The organism is Actinoplanes awajinensis subsp. mycoplanecinus, from assembly GCF_001509495.1.
GTDB classification, from domain to species: domain Bacteria; phylum Actinomycetota; class Actinomycetes; order Mycobacteriales; family Micromonosporaceae; genus Actinoplanes; species Actinoplanes palleronii.
On the sequence record NZ_LLZH01000025.1, the window covers coordinates 173,944 to 195,059 of the forward strand.

Genomic DNA, 21,116 nt, shown 5'->3' on the forward strand with positions numbered 1-21,116 from the left:
CGCCGTAGGCCGTGGGAGGCGCCTGGTGGGTTGGTTGGACCAGCTCGCGGAACATGTCGATGATCTGCATCGGGCTGGGCAGCTGCAGCAGGACGGACGCTCGGCGCAGGCCCTGCCCATCCTGGACGCCGTGCTGGCCACCAGCTCCGATCCGACCACCCGGGCGTACGCGCTCGTGCAGCGCTTCGGTGCGCTGATCAACCTGGGCCGGGTGGCGGAGCTGGCGGCCGCGATGGCCGCCGCCGCCGAGGCGGTCCGTGAGGTGCCCGACCCCTACCTGCGCGGCCAGATGCACGCGTTCGCCGCCCTCGGCGCGCACCTGCAGAGCAACCTGGACCGCGGGGTGACCCACCTGGTGCAGGCGTCCCGGGCGCTGGCCGCGGTGCCGGAGGGTGACGCGGAGACCGCCTGGGGCTGGCACGACCTGGCCATGGCGTACTCATATCTGGGTTTTCACGGTCAGGCGCTGACCGCTATCGAGCAGGCCCGCGAGGTCGGCGCGAGCGCCGGGCTCACCCCGGAGGTGTTCGCCGCCCCCGGCATCCGGCTGCGCAACGCGGTCTCGCTCGACCACCAGGGCGACACCGACGGCTGCCTGCGGGTGCTCCGCGACATCGACGCCGAGCTCTCCCGGTACGTCGCCACCGACCAGCTGCGCCCCGGCAGCCGCGCCGTCTACGGCTACGCCCTGGCCCGCCGCGCCGCCCTGGGCGAGCCCACCGAGGCCGACGCCGCGAAGTGGCTGACCGGCGGCGGCGACAGCGTGCGCACCCGCGACCTGCGGCATCTCGGCGCGGTCTGCCTGACCATCGCGGCCGGCAAACCGGAGCGGGCGCTGACCATGCTGGAGGCGATCCCGGTCTCGGCCGAGGTGCTCGGCGCCCCGGAGCCTGCCCGTTTACGCAGTATCTGCCACGCCAGCGCCGGTGACCACGCCGCCGCGCACGCCGCCGACCGGTACGCGTTCCGCCTCGCCGCCCAGCGCATCGACCAGCTCCGCGACGGCTACCTGGACGGCGTCGCGGCCCGTCTGGACGCCCAGGAGACCCAGCGCGACCCGCACCGGTACGGCGACGAGACCCTCGTCGACCCGCTCACCGGCCTGCCCAACCGCCGCCAGCTGGAGCACTACGTCGACGGGCTGCTGGCCCGGGGCGAGCGCGCCGCCGTCGGGGTCTGCGACATCGTCGGCTTCACCACGGTCAACATGCGGCACGGCCGGCACTGCGGCGACCTGGTCCTGCAGCGGATCGCCGGCGTGCTGGCCCGGGTGATGCGCCGCGGCGACTTCGCGGCCCGGTTCGCCGGTGACGAGTTCGTCCTGGTGCTGCCGGGCGCCGGCCCGCAGCACGCGGCCGAGGTGTCCCGCCGGATCAGCGCCGCCGCCGCCGCGGAGAACTGGCAGGTCCTGGTGCCGGGTACCCCGATCGCGCTGGCGGCCGGCTGGTCCGAGGTGGGCACCAAGGGCCGCGGGCTGAGCGCCGCCCTGGCCGCCGCCGCGGCGATCCGCAAGCCGACCTGAGATGGCGGTGATCGAGCTGGGCGAGCCGGCCCCGGTCACCGACGAGCCCACCGCACCGCACCGGTGGCGGCCCCGCCCCTGGCTGATCACCGCCGTGGCCCTGCTCTGCGTCGTCGCGCTGACCGGTTCGGCCCGGCCCCACGGCGGCCGGCCGGGCCGGATCCTCTGGTCCGCGCCGATCGCCGCCGAGGACCAGATCACCGTCGCCGGTGACGCCGTCCTCCAGCAGCGCACCGGCTGGACCTCCGAGCTGACCGTGTACGACCTGGCCACCGGCGCCCTGCGCTGGCGCACCGGCGACGCCCCGCTGACCCGGGTGCTGCCCTCGCCCGCGGACGCCGTGGTGCTCGTCGTCGACGACCAGGGTGTGGCGACCCCGAACCGGGACGGCGGCACCGTCACCGCGCGGCGCAGCGCCGACGGCGCCACGGTCTGGCAGCAGCCCGGCACGGTGCTGACCGCCGACGCCGGGCTCGCGCTGATCGCCGACCACGACACCCGGGGCTGGGTGATCCGGTTGCGCCAGGTCCGGGTCGCCGACGGCGCCGCGCTCTGGCGCCGTTCGATCGCGCCGGCTCGGGACGTGCTGGTCGAACCCACCCGGGACGGGCACTTCGGCCGGGTGCTCACCGTGACGAACGGGCGGATCGACCTCTACCGGTGGGCCGACGGTGTCCCGTCCGCCTCCGGCCGGGTCACCCTGGCCCCCGACAGCCTGCTGAGCGCCGTGCACGGCCGGCTCCGCGCCGACCGGTACGCCACCGCCGGGATCACCTCCACCTGGTACGACCTGACCGACTTCCGGCAGCTCGGCACGATCGACGCCGGCACCGTGCCGGCCGTCGAGTGCGGCCCGCTGGTCTGCCGGGCCGGGCCGGCCTCGGTGACCGCCACCGAGGCGGGCACCGGGCGGGAGGTGTGGCGGCGCACCGACGTGGCCGGTTTCGCGCTGGTCACCGCAGACCGGCTGCTGCTGATCGCGACCGACGGCTCGACCCGCACCCTCGTCGACCCGGCGACCGGCCGCGCGCTGGCCACCCACGTGCCGGGTGAGGTGGTCGCCGACGACACCGTCCGGGACTCGGTGCTGCTGCTGCACGACACCCGGTCGCCGGCCGGGCGCAGCGCCGCGGTGCGGCTCGACCTGACCACCGGAGCGTGGCGCACGCTCGGCCTGCTGCCGTCGATCCGCGATCCGCGCCGGTGCGTCGGCACCGCGGCCGGGCTGCTGCTGTGCCAGGACAACAACCGGATGCTGGTGGCTACAGTGCCGGTATGAGCGTCATCGACCTCGGCGAGGTGCGGGCCCACGAGCCCGCCGAGCACCCGGTCGCCGAGCCGCTGCCGCTGCGCGGGTTCCGCCGTGCCGCGGTCGCGGTCGTCGCGATCGCCTGCGCGCTCACCCTGGGTGCCGCGGCGCCGGTGCCGCCCCCGTTGGTCCGCGACGTCTGGTCGACCGCCGGCCCGCGGGACGGCGCGATGCTGATCGGCACGGACACCGTCTATCTCACCGGCAGCCAGGGCGAGATCACCGCGCACGACCTGGCCACCGGGACGGTCCGGTGGAGCCGGACGCTGGACGCCGGCGGAGGGCCGAGCGAGGAGGTGGCCGGCCTGCTGCTGGTCCTCGGCTCGCTGAAGACCGTCATGCTCACCGGCGAGGATCAGAGCTCCACGCTGATGTGGTCGGACGGCGTGATCATGCTGGACCCGGCCACCGGCGCCGAGCGATGGCGCGGTCCCGGCGACCAGCTGGCGTCGACGCCCGACACGATGCTGCTGGCCGACCGGGGCGACGACGGGGAGGCCCGGGCGATGCGGCTGGTCACGACCCGCACCGGCGACGTGCTCTGGACCCGGCCGCTGGCACGCGCCGCGGACGCGCAGATCCAATACGACGACGGCCGGCCCGCGCGGATCGTCACCACCGCACCCGACGAGATCAACATCTATCGGTACGCCGACGGCGCGCCGCTGGCCCACCGCGGGTTCACCTGGACCGACGACACCCGGCCGGAGAGCGCCCGGGCCACCATCGCCGGTGACCGGCTCGTGGTGACCTGGACCGACCGGCGCGGCTCCACCGTCACCGCGTTCCGGCCGGACGACCTGGACACCCCGCTCTGGAGCCTGCGCACCCTCCGCTATGCCCTGGTCACCCCGTGCGGACCGGTGGTCTGCCTCGCCGAGGGCGCCGAGGTGTCCGGCCTCGACCCGGCCACCGGCGCGTCCCGCTGGCAGCTGCCCGGGCCGGCCGGGATCAACGTGGCCGGCACCGGCCGGCTGCTCGCCTACACCGACCGCGACCCGCCGTCGGAGACCCTGGTGGACGCGACCACCGGCCGGGTGCTCGGCGACAGCGCGGTCGGCTGGCAGATGAACCGCACCGACCCGGCCGCCCGGATCCTGCTGCGCGCCGGCCGGGACGACCCGGACCAGGTCGTGATCAGCCGGATGGACCTGGAGACCGGCCGGGTCGCCGTGCTCGGCACGGTCGGCTCCGCCGAGTGGCACGACTGCGGCAGCACCGCGCGTTTCCTGGTCTGCCGGCGCGGGGACCGCGTCGTGGTCACCGCGATCGGCTGACCCGTGGCCACCATCGAGCTCGGCGATCTCAGCGAGCGCACCGCCACACCCGGCGCGGCGCCGGAGCTCCGCGCCGACCGCCTGCTCACCCGGGTGGTCGCCGCCGGTCTCGCGGTGCTCTGCGCGGCCGGCCTGACCGGCTCCGGGCCGCCCGCTCCGCCCCGCGTCCACGAGCTGTGGTCGATACCGGTACGCGACGGCGACTACCCGTACCTGTCCGCCGACGCGGCACTGCTCTCCCGGGTCACCGACGCGGGCGCCGAGCTCACCTCGTACGACCTGGGCACCGGCCGGGTCCGCTGGGCCACGCTGACCGGCCCGGAGTCGAACTGGCTGATCCCGGACGACGACGCGCACCGGATCTACGTCGCCGACGGCGCCCGGACCTACACCGCCGGCAGCAGCTCGACCGGGTACGCCACCAGCACCGTGGTGCTGGACAGCGGCACCGGGGCGGTCCGCTGGCGGCACGCCGGGCAGGCGCTGGCCGCCTCGGGTGGGACCGCCCTGTTCGCCGACTGGGACGAGCAGGCCCGGGTGGTCGGGCTGCACCTGCTCCGGGCCGCGGACGGCACCCCGGTCTGGGAGCACCCGATCGCACCGGCCTCGCTCGTGCTGCCCCCGGCCGACGCGCCGGGGACCGGTGACCTCATCGCGATCACCCCGTCCGGCACGATGACCGCGCTGCGGTACGCCGACGGGGTCCCGCTCGCCACCCGCAAGGTCGGCGCCCGGGACCAGCCGCCCTGGATGGCCCTGGTCCGCGACGGCCGGTTCTACGACATCGTGCCCGGCACGACCACCTCGGTGACCGCGTACCGGTCGGACACCCTGGCCGAGCTGTGGCGGATCACCTGGCCGGACAGCGACGTCATCCTGAACGACTGCCACCCGGTGCTCTGCACGCTGCACGCCGGCCTGCTGGCCGGGCTGGACCCGGCGACCGGGCGGGCGCGGTGGCAGCTGCCGCGGGCCGACGCATACCCGATCGGCGGCGGGCGCCTGATGGTCACCCGGCCCGACACCACCAGCTCGACCGTGGTGGACGCCCTGACCGGCACGGCGATCGGCCCGCAGATCCCGGGCAGCGTGCTCGGCGGTGAACGCCCCGGCGGCGAGCTGCTGGTGACCCGCGCCGCCGGGTACCCGGAGTTGCGTACCGCGGTCTCGCTGCTCGACCCGGCGACCGGCCGGACCCGGCTGATCGGCTCGATGCCCGGCATCACCACCGGCTGCGAGACGGTCCGGCGCTACCTGGTCTGCGGCCGGGAGAACAACCGGCTGACCGTCACTGACGCCGGCTGAGCTCGGTCTCCCCGGCCAGCCGGGCCTCGCGGTCCGCGGCGCCCAGCGCGTCCAGCACCCCGTCCAGCTCACCGCCGAGCACCAGGTCGAGGTTGTACGCCGTGTAGCCGATCCGGTGGTCGGTGATCCGGTTCTGCGGGAAGTTGTACGTCCGCACCCGCTCCGAGCGGTCCACCGTACGGACCTGGGCCTTGCGCGCGTCACCGGCGACCGCGTCGGCGGCCTCCTGCAGCTGGACCAGCAGCCGGGAGCGCAGGATGCGCATCGCCGACTCCTTGTTCTGCAGCTGGCTCTTCTCGTTCTGGCAGCTCACCACGGTGCCGGTGGGCAGATGGGTGATCCGGACCGCGGAGTCGGTGGTGTTGACCGACTGGCCACCCGGCCCGGACGAGCGATACACGTCGATCCGCAGGTCGCCGGGCTCGATGTGCACCTCGACGTCCTCGGCCTCGGGCAGCACCAGCACGCCGGCCGCCGAGGTGTGGATCCGGCCCTGCGACTCGGTGACCGGGACGCGCTGCACCCGGTGCACGCCGCCCTCCCACTTCATCCGGGACCAGACGCCGTGACCGCCGGCCGGCACACCCTTGGTCTTCACCGCGACCGAGATGTCCTTGACGCCGCCGAGGTCCGACTCCTGCAGGTCGATCACCTCGACCACCCAGCCGTGGCGCTCCGCGTACCGGGTGTACATCCGCAGCAGATCGCTGGCGAACAGCGCGGACTCCTGGCCGCCCTCACCCGCCTTGATCTCGACGATCACGTCCTTGGCGTCGTTCGGGTCGCGCGGCATGAGCATCTCGCCGAGCTTCTCCTCCAGCGCCGGGAGGACGGCGGCGACCGCCTCGACCTCGCTCGCGAACGCCGGGTCCTCGGCGGCCAGCTCCTTGGCGGCGGCCAGGTCGGCGCGCGCGGCCTCCAGCTCGGCGTGCGCGGTGTAGAGCGGGGCGAGCTCGGCGAATCGCCGGCCGACCCGGCGGACCAGCGCCTGGTCAGCGTGGATGGCCGGGTCCTCCATCCGCTTCTCCAGATCGGCGTACTCGTCGAGAAGCGCGGTCAGGCGGTCGGTGCTCATCGGTCTCTCCAGTCAGCGAAAAGCGAACCACACGCCTCTCCAAGTCTGGAAAAGCGGACCACACGCGAACGGCGCCCGCCCCGGATTCCGGGACGGGCGCCGTTGAAGCAGTTACTTCTTCTTCGCGGCGTTGACCTTGGCGTACTTCGCCTGGAACTTCGCAACCCGGCCCGCGGTGTCGAGAACGCGCTGCTTGCCGGTGTAGAACGGGTGGCAGGCGCTGCAGGTCTCGACGCGGATCTCGTCGCCCTTGGCGGTGCTGCGGGTGGAGAAGGTGCTGCCGCAGGAGCAGATGACCTCGGTGGTCGTGTACTCCGGGTGGATTCCGCTCTTCATGTCTACTCGGTCCCTCTCGATGAAACGGGCCGCCGGGTCGCCTGCCGCGGATGGGAAGACGTGAACCGGAACCCCTACTGGCCGATGTACCAGTCTGCCATGCCCCCTGTACCGGCCGGAAATCAGGAGGTGCAAACGGTTTCGTGGTCGATAACGTGAGCGCTCCGCCGGTAATTCCCGCACCCGAAAGGCACCTGTCATGACGCTGCTCCACGACGTCTTCGATCCGGCCGCGCTGGCCGAGGCGATCGACAGCGGGATGGTCCGGCTGCAACGTCATCCGAGCCTGCCGTTCACGATCTACAACTACACCGAGGCCTGCCAGTACACCGGCTCGTGGAGCCCGGTCACGCTGGCCTGCCGGGGTCTCATCGCGGACGCCGACGGGCGGATCGTGGCACGTGCCTTCGACAAATTCTTTAATCACACCGAGCCGCAGGCGCCGGCTCTCGACCCGTCCGCGCAGGTCACGGTGACGGACAAGGCGGATGGCAGCCTTGGTGTGATCTATCACGACGGCTCCGGCTTCGCCGTCGCGACGCGGGGGTCGTTCGCCTCCGACCAGGCGATCCATGCGACCGCACTGTTGCGTACGCGGTACGCGTCGTTCGTGCCGCCGGCCGGGACGACCGTGCTCGTGGAGATCATCTATCCGGGCAACCGGATCGTCGTGGACTACCAGGGGCTCGACGACCTGGTGCTGCTCGGCGCGGTGGACATCGCCACCGGGCGGTCCTACGGCCCGGACGCTGTCCCGGGCTGGCCGGGTCCGGCGGTCGAGACGTTCGGGTACGCGACGCTGGCCGAGGCGCTCGCCGCTCCCCCGCGCGACGGGCGGGAGGGCCTGGTCGTGCACTTCACCGAGGCCGATCAGCGCGTGAAGATCAAGTACGCGGACTACGTGCGGCTGCACCGGCTGGTGACCGGGCTCACCGCTCGTACCGTGTGGGAGCTGCTGGCCAACGGTCAGAACCTGGACGCCCTGCTCGAACCGCTCCCCGACGAGTTCCACGTCTGGGCCCGGGGCATCGCCGACGGCCTGACCACCGAGGTGGACGCGCGGGCCGCCGCGGTCGAGGTGGCCTACGCCGAGCTCGTCGCCGGGCTGCCCGACGGGTGGGGCCGCAAGGAGTTCGCGCTCGCGGCGGTGCGCACGCCGCACCGGGGCGAGTTGTTCCAGCGCCTGGACGGTCATGATTACCGTCCGGGTCTGTGGCAGCGGGTGCGGCCGTCGGGTGACGCGGTCCGGGCCGCTGGTGGAGGAGCCGAGGAATGACACGACTTTTGATCACGCGGGGCCTGCCCGCGTCCGGGAAGACCACGTTCGCCCGCAAGCTGCAGCCGGGCGTGGTCCGGGTCAACCGCGACGACCTGCGGCGGATGCTGCACGGGCAGCGGTTGTTCACCCAGTGGGCCGAGGCGCAGGTGACGAACGCGCAGCGGGCCGCGGTCGAGGCCCTGCTGCGCGCCCGGGCGTCGGTGATCGTCGACGACACGAACCTGCGGGCCAAGGTGGTCCGGGAGTGGGCCGAGATGGCCGCCCGGTTCGGCGCGTCGTTCGAGGTGCACGACTTCACCGACGTGCCGCTGGAGGAGTGCCTGCGGCGCGACGCCGACCGGCCGGAGGACGAACGGGTCGGCGAGGACGGCATCCGCCGGATGCACGAGCGCTATCTGGCCGGGAAGAACACCCCGCTGCCGGTGCCGTTCGTGGACCCGGGTGGCCCCGGGGTGGTCTACCAGGCCGACCCGGAGCTGCCGCCGGTGGTGCTGGTGGACATCGACGGGACGGTCGCGCTGATGGCCGGGCGCAGCCCGTACGACTGGAGCCGGGTCGGTGAGGACGCCCCCAATCCGTCGGTGATCGCGGCGGTGCGGGCGATGCACGCGGCCGGGCACGCCATCGTCTTCTGCTCCGGGCGGGACGCGGTGTGCCGGGAGGAGACCGAGGCGTGGCTGGAGCTGTTCGTCGGCGTGCCGTACGAGGCTCTGTTCATGCGACCGGAAGGGGACAGCCGCAAGGACTCGATCGTCAAGCGGGAGATCTTCGATACCGAGATCCGGGACCGGTGGCGGGTCGTCGGGGTTTTCGACGACCGCCAGCAGGTGGTACGTATGTGGCGTGCGCTCGGCCTGACGGTGTTCCAGGTGGCGGAAGGGGACTTCTGAGGTGAGTGTCAGGTGAGGAAGTATCCGCGGACGTTCCATCTGCCCGATTCCCCGGGCGCCTCCGACGATGACCGGGTCCAATCGGATCTGTCGTGGCTGGACGGCGAGCTCGTGGTGACCGAGAAGATGGACGGCGGGAACCTCACCTTCACCCGGGACGCGATGTACGCCCGCTCCCCCGACTCCGGCACCCACCCGTGGGACCGGCCGGCGAAGGCGTTGTGGGCGATGACGGCGTACCGGATCCCGGACGCCTGGCGGGTCTGCGGCGAGTCCATGTGGGCCCGCCGCAGCGTCGCCTACGCGGATCTGCCCGGTGTCTTCCTGGTCTTCGGCATCTGGGACGAGACCGACACGCTGCTGGGCTGGGACGACACCGTCGACTGGGCGCGGCGGCTGGAGCTGCCGATGGTCCCGGTCCTCTACCGCGGCGGCAGCCTCAGCGAGGCCCGCGCGGCCTGGCCGGGCATGCGCGACACGGACTCCTCGGAGGGTTTTGTGGTCCGCGCGGCCGGCCGCATCCCGGCCGCCGAGTTCGAGCGCCAGGTGCTCAAGTGGGTCCGCGCCGACCACGTCCGCACCCCGGCCGCCTGGCGCCACCGCGACGACTTCGCCCTCAACGAGTTCGCCTGACCCCCTTTTCGGTACGAACAGTCCGGCGCTCGTCCGTAGGCTACGAGCCGAGTCCCGCCCGTGAGGCTTCCGCGAGGCCGCGACCGCTCCGGACCATGACGCGACTTACCGTCCCGGCTGGGCCTGACGGCCCTTATCGCGATGCGATAAGGGCCGTCAGAGCCAGCTGAACAACCCGGTGGCGCGCTGCGGTCCGGTGGCGGGATCACGTCGCGCGAGACCAGCACGGGACGCGGCTTGTAGCCTGCGGACGGTCGCTCCGTATTCGTACCGAATAAGGTTTTTTCATGGGCGGTGCGGACAGCCGCGCATGCCCTCGCGGGCCAGCGACGCCGCGTCCTCGTCCAGGTAGAACGCGGGGCGCAGGTCGAGTTCCTGGTAGTAGCGGTGGAAGACCGGGGTGATGCCGCCGGACATCGGTGGCACGATCCAGCTCCAGTCGGCCGGGACCGGGCGGCCGGCCTTCTCCTCGTTGCTGAGGTGCTTGAGGAAGCGCCGTGACTCGGTGTGATGGTCGCTCATCTTGACGCCGGCCTGCTCGAAGCTGTGCAGGACCGCGATGTTCAGCTCGACCAGCGCGCGGTCGCGCCACAGGGTGGACTCGCGGGTGGTGTCCAGGCCCATCCGGGCCGCGATGACCGGGATCATGTCGTAGCGATCGGGATCGGACAGGTTGCGCGCGCCGATCTCGGTGCCCATGTACCAGCCGTTGAACGGCGCCAGCGGGTAGTGCACGCCGCCGACGGTGAGCCGCATGTTGGCGATCGCCGGGACGGCGTGCCAGCGCAGTCCCAGCTCGGTGAACCAGGCGTAGTCGGGGTGGCCGATCGGCACCTCACGGATGGCGCGCTCGGGCAGCTCGTAGAGCCGGATCCCGTCCGCCGGGGTCTCGATCACCAGGGGCAGCACGTCGTACGCCTCGCCCTTGCCCTGCCAGCCGAACGCCCGGACCGCGGTGGTGAACTCGCGCAGCCGGGGATCGCCGACCGCCTCGCCGCTCTCGGTGCGGTAGCCGGCGTACCGGATCAGCTGCTCGTTCCACACCCGGGCGTACGGCTGACCCGGCCGGGCCGGCGCGAAAATGCTGATCACCGGCCGGATCTGGGTCTCCCCGGCGGTCTGCAGGTGCTGCACCAGCAGCGAGTAGATCTCGTCGGCGGTCCGGGCCCGGCGCCGGTCCAGCACGTGCAGGCTGCGCCAGTAGAGCCGGCCGATGCACCGGCCGGCGTTGCGCCAGGCCATCCGGGCGCCGTGGGTCAGCTCGTCCGGGGTGTGCACGTAGGTGCCGGTCGCGGCGATCTGCGCGCGGATGATGGCCAGCCGCGGCTCGACCGGCCCGAGACGGGGGTTCTCGGTGTAACAGCGGCGCAGGAAGTCCTCCGCCTCACCCGGGTCGACCGGCGCGTCGGGATCCCACGTCTCGGTGGGATGGTCCCGGTAACCAGGCACGATCATCGGGAGCCTCCGGATTATTGAGGGATGGGGATACCGGAGGTTCGCACGACCCCGTACGGGGCGAATCAGACAACGTGTGCGACAAAGACGACGAGCCCCACCCGATCGGGTGGGGCTCGTCGTTTTCGGGTGTTTATTCGCCAGGCGTCGACTTGGCGATCTGCATCAGGAACTCGATGTTGGTCCGGGTCTGCTTGAGCCGGTCCATCAACAGGTCCAGGGCAGCGCCGGACTCCAGCGAGCTGAGCACCTTGCGGAGCTTGTGGATGATCGCCAGCTCCTCCTTGCCCAGAAGGATCTCTTCCTTACGGGTGCTGGAGGCGGAGACGTCCACGGCCGGGAAGACCCGCTTGTCGGCGATCTTCCGGTCCAGCTTGAGCTCGGCGTTACCCGTGCCCTTGAACTCCTCGAAGATCACCGTGTCCATCATCGACCCGGTCTCGACCAGCGCGGTCGCGAGGATGGTGAGCGAGCCACCGTTCTCGATGTTGCGCGCCGCGCCGAGGAACCGCTTCGGCGGGTAGAGCGCGGTCGAGTCGATACCACCCGACATGATCCGGCCGGAGGCCGGCGCGGCCAGGTTGTACGACCGGCCCAGCCGGGTCACCGAGTCGAGCAGCACGACGACGTCGTGGCCCAGCTCGACCAGCCGCTTGGCCCGCTCGATGGCGAGCTCGGCGACCGTGGTGTGGTCCTGCGGCGGACGGTCGAACGTGGCCGCGATGACCTCGCCCTTCACCGTGCGCTGCATGTCGGTGACCTCTTCGGGCCGCTCGTCGACCAGCACCACCATCAGGTGGCACTCCGGGTTGTTGTGGGTGATCGCGTTCGCGAGGGCCTGCAGCACCATCGTCTTACCCGCCTTGGGCGGAGAGACGATCAGCGCGCGCTGACCCTTACCGATCGGCATCACCAGGTCGATGATGCGGGTGGTGAGGATGTGCGGCTCGGTCTCCAGCCGCAGACGCTCCTGCGGGTAGAGCGGGGTGAGCTTGTAGAACTCGGGACGGCGACGGGCCTCGTCGGGCTCCATCCCGTTGATGGTGTCCAGCCGGACCAGCGGGTTGTACTTGTCCCGACGCTGGTCGCCGCTGCCGCCGTCACGCGGGGCGGAGCGCACCGCGCCGGTGACCGCGTCGCCGCGGCGCAGGCCGTACTTCTTGACCTGCGACATGGACACGTAGACGTCGTTCGGGCCGGAGAGGTAGCCGGTGGTCCGGACGAACGCGTAGTTGTCCAGCACGTCCAGGATGCCGGCCACCGGGACGAGCACCTCGTCCTCGGAGACGTGCGGCTCGCGGCCGCCACCGTCGCGCTGGCCGCCGTCCCGCTGGCCACCCTCGCGCGGGCTGGTGTTGTCCCGCGGGTCGTCACGGTCACGACCGCGACGACGGTCCCGGAAACGGCTGCGCCGGCTCCGGCGGCCACCCTCGCCGTCAGCGTCGTCGTCGTCGTGAGCCTGCTCGGTGCGCGGGCCCCGGTCGTTGGTCCGGTCGTTGGTCCGGTCGTTGGTCCGGTCCGGACGCTCGCCGCGCTCGGGCCGGTCCGACCGCTCGGTCCGCTCGCCGTCGCGCGGGGTGCGCTCGGAACGCTCGGTCCGGTCGGTCCGGTCGGTCCGCTCGCCGTCACGCGGGGTGCGCTCGGAACGCTCGATCCGCTCGGTGCGCTCGCCGTCGCGCGGCGTGCGCTCGGAACGATCGGTGCGCTCGGTCCGGTCGGTCCGCTCGCTGTCGCGCGGCGCGCGCTCGGTGCGCTGCCGGTCGCGGTTGCGGTCGCCCCGCTCGGGACGCTCGCTCCGCTCGGCACGCTCGGTGGTGTCGGCCGGAGCCGTCTCGGTCACCGCGGCGACCGGCGCGGCGGCGACCGGAGCGGCCTCCGCAACAGCCGTCTCCCGAGGAGCCGTCTCACGGGGGGTGGTGTCACGGGCCCGCTCGCGGCTGCGCCGGGACGGACGCTCGGTCACCGGCGCGGCCTCGGCGGCCGGGGCGGTCTCGACCGGAACGGCCGGGGCGGCCACGGGCTGCGGCGTCTCGGCCGGGGCCGGCTGAACCGGAGCCACCTGGGCCGGGGCGGGCTGCACCGCGGCGGCAGCGGCGGTCCGCGGACGTGGGGCCGGCTCAGCAGCGGCCGAACCGCCGCTCTGCCGCTCGGTGATCGCGGTGATCAGCTCGCCCTTGCGCATCCGGGCCGTGCCGGAGATGCCCAGGGACGCGGCGAGGCTCTGCAACTCGGGCAGCAGCATCGCGGACAGCCCGGTGCCGGCGCGGCGGCGCTTCGTGGCGGTCGCGGTGGTGCCGGCGCCGTCAGCGACGTCAGAAACACCCGACGTCACGTCGGTGGTGTCGCTCAATGGATTCCTTCCGTCGGAAAAACCCGAGATCACCCGGAACTGCAGCCTGGGCCGGGTGCCCTCGGAACCCGCTTCGCAACAGCGGTGCGGGAGTTCATGCAGCACGGCAGCTCGACGGTTTCCCTGCCCACCAGACTTTGACGGGTAGGTCTCGGCGAGTGCAGCGATCTATGGACTGCTGCCCGGCGTATGCCTTGCTGAGAATTGAGACGGGCCCGGACGGCCCAGAAATCTCGGGGGTGCGCCGAACCGCAGAGATCGCTTGCTTCGCGGCTGTGCTAGGTCTAGAGCGTAATCAACTCTTGCGACCTGCGGCAACAGGACCCCGCTCGGCGTGTTCCACCATACCCCCTTTCACAACAGCACCGGCGCCGTCCACGCCCAGCACTTCGGCGCGCCAATCCGCGCCGGGGTGGAAATCGCCCGGGACCTCGGTCAATGCGAGCACGGTCGGTCCCGCGCCACTCACCACGGCCGCGACACCCACCGACCGCAGCGCCGCGACCAGCGAGGTCGTGCCCGGCATGCCGGGCGCACGGTACCCCTGGTGCAGCCGGTCCTCGGTGGCCGGGAACAGCAGCGCCGGATCACTCGTCAGGGCGTGGCTCAGCAGGGCGGCCCGGCCGGCGTTGAAGGCGGCGTCCCGGTGCGGCACCTCGGACGGCAGCGCGGCGCGCGCGGTGGCGGTATAGCCCCGCTCGGACGGGATGAAAACCGTCGGGCGCACGCCCCCGGCCGGCGCCAGCTTCACCGCTCGCGCGCCGCCGGGCTCGGTCCAGGCCACGGTGAACCCGCCGAGCAGGCACGGCGCCACGTTGTCCGGATGTCCCTCGATGCGCGCCGCGATCCGCAGCGCGGCCGCCTCGTCGATCAGCTCGAGACCGCCTTTGACCAGGCCACGAGCCAGTTGTACGCCGCCGACGATGGCCGCCGACGAACTGCCCAGCCCGCGCGCCTGCGGGATCCGGTTGACGCAGCGCACGGCCAGGCCGGGCGGGCGCTCGCCGAACTCGTCGAAGGTGGCCAGCATGGCCCGCACCACCAGGTGCCCGGCGTCGGTCGGCAGCTCACCAGCGCCCTGACCGCTGATCTCGACGGTGAACCCGGACGCGGTCACACTCGCGGTCAGGTCGTCGTACAGGGTCAGCGCGAGACCCAGCGCGTCGAAGCCCGGACCCAGATTCGCACTGGTCGCCGGGGTGCTGACGGAAACCGGATCGGTGGCGAAGGTCAGGCCCATCGCCACATGCTAGGGCTTGATCATCTCAGGGTGATTGCCGCGCCCCGGGAATCTCATTCCCGGACGCCGACCGGCGCGCCAGCCCCCGGGTCGCCAGCCACCAGCCGGCCGCGTAGAGCACCGTGATCAGGCCGCACACCGCCAGCACGGCCCGCTGGGACACGTGGTCGACGACCGCGCCGGCACCCAGCTGGCTGATCGAGATGGCGAGCGTCGCCAGCATCATGTCGGTGGCGAACACCCGCCCGCGCAGCCGGTCCGGCACCTCGGCCTGCAGCGCGTAGTTGGAGAGCACCCAGTTGGTGCCGCCGGCGAAGTGCGCGACGAAGACCAGCAGCAGGACCAGCGGGAACCAGCTGGTGAAGGCGACACCGAGGTAGCCGAGGCCGTACAGGCTCATCGACAGGGCCAGACCGGTGAACAGCCAGGCCGGGCGGGCCAGCACCGGGCGCATCACCATCGGGCCGACCAGCGCGCCGAGGCCGCGGACCGCGAAGAGCAGGCCGGCGCCCAGCTCACCGGCGCCGTGCGCGGCGGCGATCAGCGGGAACACGGTCAGCACCCCGTTGCCCAGGCCGACCGCCGACTTCACGGTGACCAGCGCGCGCAGCCGGGGACGGATCACGATGTACCGCAGCGCCTCCCGCAGGGCGTGCCCGGTCTCCGGCCGCTCGGCGTCCGCGGCGCGCTCGGCCTGCAGCGGGCGGCGGACCAGCGCGGTGAGCAGGCTCGCGATCAGCAGGCCGGCCGCGGTCACGGTGAAGCTGACGTACGGGCCGAACAGGCTGCTCACCACGCCGCCGAGCGACGCGCCGAGGATCGTCATGGTGCCCCACGCCGAGCCGGAGATCGCGTTCGCGGCGGGCAGGTCGGCCGGGTCCACCACGTTCGGCAGCGCCGCCGAGCTGGCCGGCTGGTAGAACGCCTTGGCCACGGCCATCGCACCGATCGCGACCAGGGCGAGCGGCGCGGTGGCCGCCGACCGCACCGCGAAGAGCAGCAGCACCGCGGCGAACGACGCCAGGTTCGCCACGATCAGGATCTTCCGCCGGTCCAGCCGGTCGGCGATCGTCCCGGTGTAGGGGAGCAGCAGCGCGTTGATCCCGGTGTCCACGGCCAGCACCAGACCGCCCCAGAACCCGTGGCCGGTGAGCTCGGGCAGCAGCACCAGCAGCGGCACCATCACGAACCAGTCCGCGCCGAAGACCACCAGCTCAGCGGTGAACAGACGGCGGAAATCACGATTCCGGGTAAGGACCGAGAACGTTGCTGGCACGTACCGGAATGTAGTCGTACCCCGGAAAAGGCCGATGCCCGGCCGCCGGGGCCGGGCATCGTTTCCTTATTTCTTGCTTAGTTTTTCGGTACGCCCTACTCCTGCACCGGCTTGGCCGGCCCCTTGGGCATCTTGAGCACCTCGAACTGATCGGTGTAGCCCCGCAGCGCGCCGCTGGAAGCGGGCTCGACCGGCACCGTCGACGCCACCGGGGCGTCGTCCGGCACGGTCACCGGCTCGGCCGTCGCCGTCGCCTCGGCCGGCGTGACGGGCTTGCCGCCCTTGGCCAGCCGCTTGGCCTCGCGCTTGGCCCGGCGACGCTCCTTGCGGTTCTCCACCAGCGTGTAGAGCGCGGGCACCAGCACCAGGGTGAGCAGCGTCGAGCTGACCAGACCACCGATCACCACGATGGCCAGCGGCTGGGAGATGAAGCCGCCCTCGCCGGTGAGACCCAGCGCCATCGGGATGAGCGCGAAGATCGTCGCGATGGCGGTCATCAGGATCGGCCGCAGCCGGTGCCGGCCGCCCTCGACCACCGCTTCCTGGACACCCATGCCGGCCGCCCGGTAGTGGTTGATCAGGTCCATCAGCACGATCGCGTTGGTGACCACGATGCCGACCAGCATCAGCACCCCGATCAGGGCCGGCACACCGAGCGGGGTGCCGGTCGCCAGCAGCAGGCCGATCGCGCCGGTCGCCGCGAACGGGATGGAGACCAGCAGGATGATCGGCTGCACGATGCTGCGGAACGTCGCCACCATGATGATGAAGACGATCGCGATGGCCGCCAGCACGGCGAGGCCGAGCTGCGCGAACGCCTCCTGCTGGTCGGCGCTGACGCCACCGACCGTGTACGAGGCGCCGGCCGGCAGGTCGAGCGCGTCCAGCTTCTCGGTCAGATCCGTGTTGACCTTGCTGAGGTTGGAGCCGGTCACCGCGCCGGTCACCGTGGCGGTGCGGTTGCCGTCCACCCGGGTGACCTGCTCCGGGCCGTTGACCTGCTTGACCTCGGCCACCTTGCTCAGCGGCACGGTGCCCTTGGCGGTGGTCAGCGGCACGTTCTTCAGCGCGTCCGGGTCGGTCGGCGCGGCGCCGAACGAGATGACCACGTCCTCGCTGGCCCCGTCGATCGCGACGGTGCCGGCCGGCGCGGAGCGGAACAGGCCGGCCACGGTCTGGCCGATCTGCGCCTCGGTGAGACCGGCCTCGGCGGCGGCCTTGCGGTTCACCACCACGTCCAGGCGCGGCACGCTGGCGGCCAGCGTGGTGTCCACGTCGCTGACCCCGCCGATCCCGGTCATCGCGGTGCGGACCTGCTCGGTCGCGGCGGTCAGCACGTCGTTGTCGGCCGCGGTGACCTCGACGGAGAGCTGGCTGCTGCCCAGCCCGGAGCTGTCCTGACCGATCTTGATCTCACCGGCGTCGGTGAGCTTGCCGAACTCGTCGCGCAGCTGGTCGGAGACCTGCTCGGTGTCGGCGTCCTCGCTCAGCGCCACGTTGAACGTCGCGGTGGCGCCACCGCCGCCCCCGGCGAACGGGTTCGACGAGTTGCCGCCGACGGTGACCTGGTACGTCGTCACGTCGTCGCGGTCCGAGAGGATCGCCTCGACCTTCTTGGCCGCCTCGTCGGTGGCCGCCAGGCTGGTGCCGACCGGCAGCTCCTGGGAGACCGTGATGCTGTCCTGGCCGGACTGGTCCAGGAAGTTCGTCTCCAGCCGGGTGGACAGGGCGAACGTGCCGAGCAGCACCGCGATGCCGATCAGCACCGTGGTCCAGCGGCGGGTGGTGGCGAACTTGATGACCGGCAGGTATCCGCGCTGCAGCGGGCTGCGCAGCTCCTTCTCCTCGGCGGTCTTGCGGATCGCCTCGGTGTCGGCGTCGTCGGCCGGCGGCTTGAGGAACCAGAACGCCAGCACCGGCACCACGGTCAGCGCCACGAACAGCGACGCCAGCAGCGCCACCGTCACGGTGATCGCGAAGGACGAGAAGATCTGCCCGACCAGGCCGCCGACCAGGGCGATCGGGGCGAAGACGGCGACCGTGGTGAGCGTGGAGGCGACCACCGCGCCGGACACCTCGCGGACCGCGCCGAGGATGGCGTGGACCTTCTCCTCGCCGTACTCGAGATGTCGTTTGATGTTCTCCAGCACCACGATCGAGTCGTCCACCACCCGGCCCACCGCGATCGTCAGCGCGCCGAGGGTGAGCAGGTTGAGCGTGTAGTCGCCGGCCCAGAGCGCGATCAGCGCGATCAGCACCGAGAGCGGGATGGAGACCGCGGTGACGAGCGTCGAGCGGACGCTGAGCAGGAAGATCAGGATGACCACCACGGCCATCACCAGGCCGAGCAGTCCCTCGGTGGTCAGGCTCTTGATCGAGCGCTCCACGAACGGCGCCTGGTCGGTGATCACGGTGAGCTTGGCGCCGGAGTCCTTCTCCAGGTCGGCGAGCATGTCGCGGACCTGGTGCGAGATCTCCACCGGGTTGCCGTCCGGGCGCGCGGTGACCGCGATGCCCAGGCTGTCCACCCCGTCGGTCCGGGTGTACCCGTCGGCGGCCGGCAGCTTGCTCTCCACCGTGGCGACGTCGGCGAGGCGCACCGGCCCGCGAGCGCCGGTCAGGTAGACGTCCTGCAGCTGCTGCACCGTGGTGATCGGGGTGCCCACCTGCACGGTCAGCGACTTGGTGCCCTCGGTCACCGTGCCGGCCGGGATGGAGACGCCGTTGGCCTGCAGCACCGTGGTGAGCGACGCCGGGCTGACCCCGGCCGCGCCCATCTTCGCCAGGTCCGGCGTGATCACGACCTGCTTGGCGCGGGAGCCGGTGACCTGGGTGTCGCGGACGCCGGAGATGCCGTTCAGCTCCGGGACCACTGTCTCGTTGAGCTTGCTGAGCAGGGCGCTCTCGTCGCCGCCACCGGAGGCGGCGAGCACGATGGCCGGGATGTCGTCGGTGCCGCCCGCGAAGACCTGAGGGTCGACGTTGGCCGGCAGCTGCGACTGGATCCGGTTGATCGAGGTGGTGACCTGGTTGACGGCGGACTCGATGTCCGTACCGAACTCGAACAGCACGACGACGCTCGTCACGTTCTCACGCGAGGTCGAGGTGACCGAGTCGATGCCGTCGATGCCCTTGACGGCATCCTCGATCGGTTTGGTGACCGTCTGCTCGACCGTCTCCGGCGAGGCGCCGGGCAGCACCGCGCTGACGAAGGCCGCCGGCAGCTCGATCGACGGAAAGAGCTGCTGTTTCAAGGACGGGATCGCATAGAGGCCGAAGCCGCTGATCACGATGGCGATCAGAGCTACCAGACCTCGGTTGGCAAGGCTGAGCCGTGTCAGGGCTGACATGGGCGCTCCCCCGAGATAATTTCGTCCGACACTGATAGTTTGCCTGACACGAACAAATGGTTTTCGATGGGGTCCCTGCGGGGTTTGTTCGCGACGGTGGAGACGATCTGCTCCCTACCTCGAGGCGCGCCTCAAGGTAGGTCGCGAACAAAGCCCGTTGATAGGGTCCGTTACGAGGTGGACCCACCACGGCCATCGGGACGTCACATAAGGAGCGGGCGCTGAGCGAGAAAGAACAGCTCATCGCGGACATCATGGGCGCACACATCCGGATGCAGCACCTGTTCGCCGACGACCGGTCAGATCCGCTCTTCTCGTCGCATCTGACGATGTCGCAGTTGAAAATACTCTTGTTGCTGGCCCGGCACGGGACGTTGGCGGGCGGCGAACTGGCCCGCCTGGTGGGCGTCGGCGCCGCCGCACTGAGCGGCATGATCGACCGGCTCGTGGTGCAGGAACTCGTCACGCGCACGGAAGACGTGCACGATCGGCGGATCCGCCGGATCGGGCTGACGAAAGCGGGCACCGAACTCATCGACGGCATCATCACCGCCGGGGTGGCGAAACAGCGCGACCTCCTCAGCCGACTCTCAGCCGAGGAGCTCGCGGTGGTGTCTCAAGCGACGCACCTGCTGTTGCGGGAGGCCGCGGCGATCCGGGACGAGGCGTCAGGCCAGGTCTAGCGCCTTCGCCGCGAGCAGGGCGTCGTTGGCGATCACGGTCGGCGACGGCGCCGTGGAGATCGCCCACTCCGGGTCCTTCAGGCCGTGCCCGGTGACCGTGCAGACCACCCGCGAGCCGGCCGGGATCTTCCCGGCCGCCGCCTGCTGCAGCAGACCGGCCACGCTGGCCGCGCTGCCCAGCTCGACGAAGACGCCGACCTCGCGGGCCAGCAGCCGGTACGCGTTCAGGATGTCCCGGTCGGTGACCGCCGAGATCAGGCCGCCCGAGGCGTCCCGCGCGTCGAGGGCCTTGGTCCAGCTCGCCGGGTTGCCGATCCGGATCGCGGTGGCGATCGTGGACGGCTGCTCGACCACCTTGCCGTTCACGATCGGTGCGGCGCCGGAGGCCTGGAAGCCGTACATCTTCGGCAGCCGGGTGCTGTTGCCGGCCTCTTTGTCCTCCTGGTAGCCCATCCAGTACGCGGAGATGTTGCCGGCGTTGCCGACCGGCAGGCAGTGGATGTCCGGCGCGTCGCCGAGCGCCTCGACGATCTCGAAGGCCGCGGTCTTCTGACCGTGCAGCCGGAAGATGTTCACCGAGTTGACCAGGGAGACCGGGTAGTCCTGGGAGAGCTTCGAGGCGAGCGCCAGGCAGTCGTCGAAGTTGCCGTCGACCTGCAGCAGCCGGGCCCCGTGCACCAGGGCCTGCGCCAGCTTGCCGAGCGCGATCTTGCCCTGCGGCACCAGCACCGCGCAGGTGATCCCGGCGCGGGCCGCATAGGCCGCGGCGGACGCCGACGTGTTGCCGGTGGAGGCGCAGATGATCGCCTTGGAACCCTCCTCGACCGCCTTGGAGACGGCCATGGTCATGCCGCGGTCCTTGAACGAGCCGGTCGGGTTCGCGCCCTCCACCTTGAGGTAGACGTCCGCGCCGACCCGCTGGGACAGCACCGGCGCCGGCACCAGCGGTGTGTTGCCCTCGTGCAACGTGACCACCGGGGTGGCCTCGGTCACCGGAAGGCGGTCCCGGTACGCCTCGATCAGACCCCGCCACATGGTCGTACTCCTCACTCCAGCTGGGCAATCGCGCACAGCGTGCCCCAGTAATCCGATCTTTGGGACCGGAAGTCCATTATTCAGGACGGCGCCCGACGCGG

Annotated in this window: 16 protein-coding genes; 8 read left to right on the top strand and 8 right to left on the bottom strand. The window is 71.8% G+C overall.

The annotated features are described in order from the left end of the window. The first annotated feature begins 25 nt into the window (after positions 1-25). From ADL15_RS06850 to ADL15_RS06865, 4 genes are read left to right on the top strand one after another with little or no spacing between them, the layout of a single operon-like run. The gene (locus ADL15_RS06850) at positions 26-1,522 is read left to right on the top strand and encodes a GGDEF domain-containing protein (RefSeq protein ID WP_067685832.1); all 1,497 of its coding nucleotides are present in this window, start codon (positions 26-28) and stop codon (positions 1,520-1,522) included. A gap of 1 nt (position 1,523) precedes the next feature. Further along, entirely contained in the window at positions 1,524-2,801 is a 1,278-nt protein-coding gene (locus ADL15_RS06855) for an outer membrane protein assembly factor BamB family protein (RefSeq protein WP_067685834.1), read from the top strand. Beyond that, positions 2,798-4,108: an outer membrane protein assembly factor BamB family protein gene (locus ADL15_RS06860; protein WP_067685836.1), complete on the top strand. Its 1,311-nt coding sequence runs from the start codon at positions 2,798-2,800 to the stop codon at positions 4,106-4,108. Before ADL15_RS06855 ends, ADL15_RS06860 begins: the two co-directional genes overlap by 4 nt. A gap of 3 nt (positions 4,109-4,111) precedes the next feature. Further along, entirely contained in the window at positions 4,112-5,413 is a 1,302-nt protein-coding gene (locus tag ADL15_RS06865) for an outer membrane protein assembly factor BamB family protein (protein WP_067685838.1), read from the top strand. Here ADL15_RS06865 and prfA read toward each other — a convergent pair. Then, a complete protein-coding gene (prfA, locus tag ADL15_RS06870; protein ID WP_067685840.1) occupies positions 5,397-6,488 on the bottom strand; it encodes a peptide chain release factor 1 in 1,092 nt (363 codons plus the stop codon). The genes ADL15_RS06865 and prfA overlap by 17 nt on opposite strands. 111 nt (positions 6,489-6,599) lie before the next feature. After that, positions 6,600-6,824: a 50S ribosomal protein L31 gene (gene rpmE, locus ADL15_RS06875; RefSeq protein ID WP_067685842.1), complete on the bottom strand. Its 225-nt coding sequence runs from the start codon at positions 6,822-6,824 to the stop codon at positions 6,600-6,602. Between the two features lie 199 nt (positions 6,825-7,023). Here rpmE and ADL15_RS06880 point away from each other — a divergent pair, with 199 nt between their 5' ends. Genes ADL15_RS06880 through ADL15_RS06890 form a run of 3 tightly spaced genes read left to right on the top strand, consistent with a single transcriptional unit; the run spans position 7,024 to position 9,626 of the window. After that, positions 7,024-8,100: an RNA ligase gene (locus ADL15_RS06880; protein WP_067685845.1), complete on the top strand. Its 1,077-nt coding sequence runs from the start codon at positions 7,024-7,026 to the stop codon at positions 8,098-8,100. After that, on the top strand, positions 8,097-8,993 hold the full coding sequence (locus ADL15_RS06885; RefSeq protein WP_067685847.1) for a phosphatase domain-containing protein: 897 nt from the start codon (positions 8,097-8,099) through the stop codon (positions 8,991-8,993). Before ADL15_RS06880 ends, ADL15_RS06885 begins: the two co-directional genes overlap by 4 nt. Before the next feature lie 12 nt (positions 8,994-9,005). Next, complete coding sequence (locus ADL15_RS06890) at positions 9,006-9,626, top strand: RNA ligase family protein (protein ID WP_067685849.1); 621 nt, start codon at positions 9,006-9,008, stop codon at positions 9,624-9,626. Between the two features lie 285 nt (positions 9,627-9,911). On the opposite strand, the gene ADL15_RS06895 is transcribed toward ADL15_RS06890, so the two are convergent. The 5 genes from ADL15_RS06895 to ADL15_RS06915 all read right to left on the bottom strand — a co-directional run bounded on the left by ADL15_RS06895 (position 9,912) and on the right by ADL15_RS06915 (position 19,297). Then, complete coding sequence (locus ADL15_RS06895) at positions 9,912-11,081, bottom strand: nitric oxide synthase oxygenase (RefSeq protein WP_067685851.1); 1,170 nt, start codon at positions 11,079-11,081, stop codon at positions 9,912-9,914. Positions 11,082-11,214: 133 nt separating this feature from the next. After that, positions 11,215-13,431 (bottom strand): transcription termination factor Rho, encoded by a 2,217-nt coding sequence (gene rho, locus ADL15_RS06900; protein WP_067685853.1) that lies wholly within the window; start codon positions 13,429-13,431, stop codon positions 11,215-11,217. 295 nt (positions 13,432-13,726) lie between these two features. Beyond that, the gene (gene thrB / locus ADL15_RS06905) at positions 13,727-14,671 is read right to left on the bottom strand and encodes a homoserine kinase (RefSeq protein ID WP_067685855.1); all 945 of its coding nucleotides are present in this window, start codon (positions 14,669-14,671) and stop codon (positions 13,727-13,729) included. A 25-nt stretch (positions 14,672-14,696) separates the two neighbouring features. Beyond that, positions 14,697-15,947: an MFS transporter gene (locus ADL15_RS06910; RefSeq protein WP_067685857.1), complete on the bottom strand. Its 1,251-nt coding sequence runs from the start codon at positions 15,945-15,947 to the stop codon at positions 14,697-14,699. Positions 15,948-16,042: 95 nt separating this feature from the next. Then, positions 16,043-19,297: an efflux RND transporter permease subunit gene (locus ADL15_RS06915; RefSeq protein ID WP_067685859.1), complete on the bottom strand. Its 3,255-nt coding sequence runs from the start codon at positions 19,295-19,297 to the stop codon at positions 16,043-16,045. A 254-nt stretch (positions 19,298-19,551) separates the two neighbouring features. Between ADL15_RS06915 and ADL15_RS06920 the strand changes: the two genes are divergently transcribed. After that, positions 19,552-19,980 (top strand): MarR family transcriptional regulator, encoded by a 429-nt coding sequence (locus tag ADL15_RS06920; protein WP_083970971.1) that lies wholly within the window; start codon positions 19,552-19,554, stop codon positions 19,978-19,980. Here ADL15_RS06920 and thrC read toward each other — a convergent pair. Further along, on the bottom strand, positions 19,966-21,015 hold the full coding sequence (gene thrC, locus ADL15_RS06925; protein WP_067685863.1) for a threonine synthase: 1,050 nt from the start codon (positions 21,013-21,015) through the stop codon (positions 19,966-19,968). The genes ADL15_RS06920 and thrC overlap by 15 nt on opposite strands. Positions 21,016-21,116: the final 101 nt, after the last annotated feature.

What these genes read in the sequence shown, in the direction of transcription:
- ADL15_RS06895 (WP_067685851.1), bottom strand. Translation starts at nt 11,081, where the DNA reads ATGATCGTGCCTGGTTACCGGGACCATCCCACCGAGACGTGGGATCCC.
- prfA (WP_067685840.1), bottom strand. Translation starts at nt 6,488, where the DNA reads ATGAGCACCGACCGCCTGACCGCGCTTCTCGACGAGTACGCCGATCTG.
- ADL15_RS06855 (WP_067685834.1), top strand. Translation starts at nt 1,524, where the DNA reads ATGGCGGTGATCGAGCTGGGCGAGCCGGCCCCGGTCACCGACGAGCCC.
- thrC (WP_067685863.1), bottom strand. Translation starts at nt 21,015, where the DNA reads ATGTGGCGGGGTCTGATCGAGGCGTACCGGGACCGCCTTCCGGTGACC.
- ADL15_RS06880 (WP_067685845.1), top strand. Translation starts at nt 7,024, where the DNA reads ATGACGCTGCTCCACGACGTCTTCGATCCGGCCGCGCTGGCCGAGGCG.
- ADL15_RS06920 (WP_083970971.1), top strand. Translation starts at nt 19,552, where the DNA reads ATGGGCGCACACATCCGGATGCAGCACCTGTTCGCCGACGACCGGTCA.
- ADL15_RS06860 (WP_067685836.1), top strand. Translation starts at nt 2,798, where the DNA reads ATGAGCGTCATCGACCTCGGCGAGGTGCGGGCCCACGAGCCCGCCGAG.
- thrB (WP_067685855.1), bottom strand. Translation starts at nt 14,671, where the DNA reads ATGGGCCTGACCTTCGCCACCGATCCGGTTTCCGTCAGCACCCCGGCG.
- ADL15_RS06885 (WP_067685847.1), top strand. Translation starts at nt 8,097, where the DNA reads ATGACACGACTTTTGATCACGCGGGGCCTGCCCGCGTCCGGGAAGACC.
- rpmE (WP_067685842.1), bottom strand. Translation starts at nt 6,824, where the DNA reads ATGAAGAGCGGAATCCACCCGGAGTACACGACCACCGAGGTCATCTGC.
- ADL15_RS06915 (WP_067685859.1), bottom strand. Translation starts at nt 19,297, where the DNA reads ATGTCAGCCCTGACACGGCTCAGCCTTGCCAACCGAGGTCTGGTAGCT.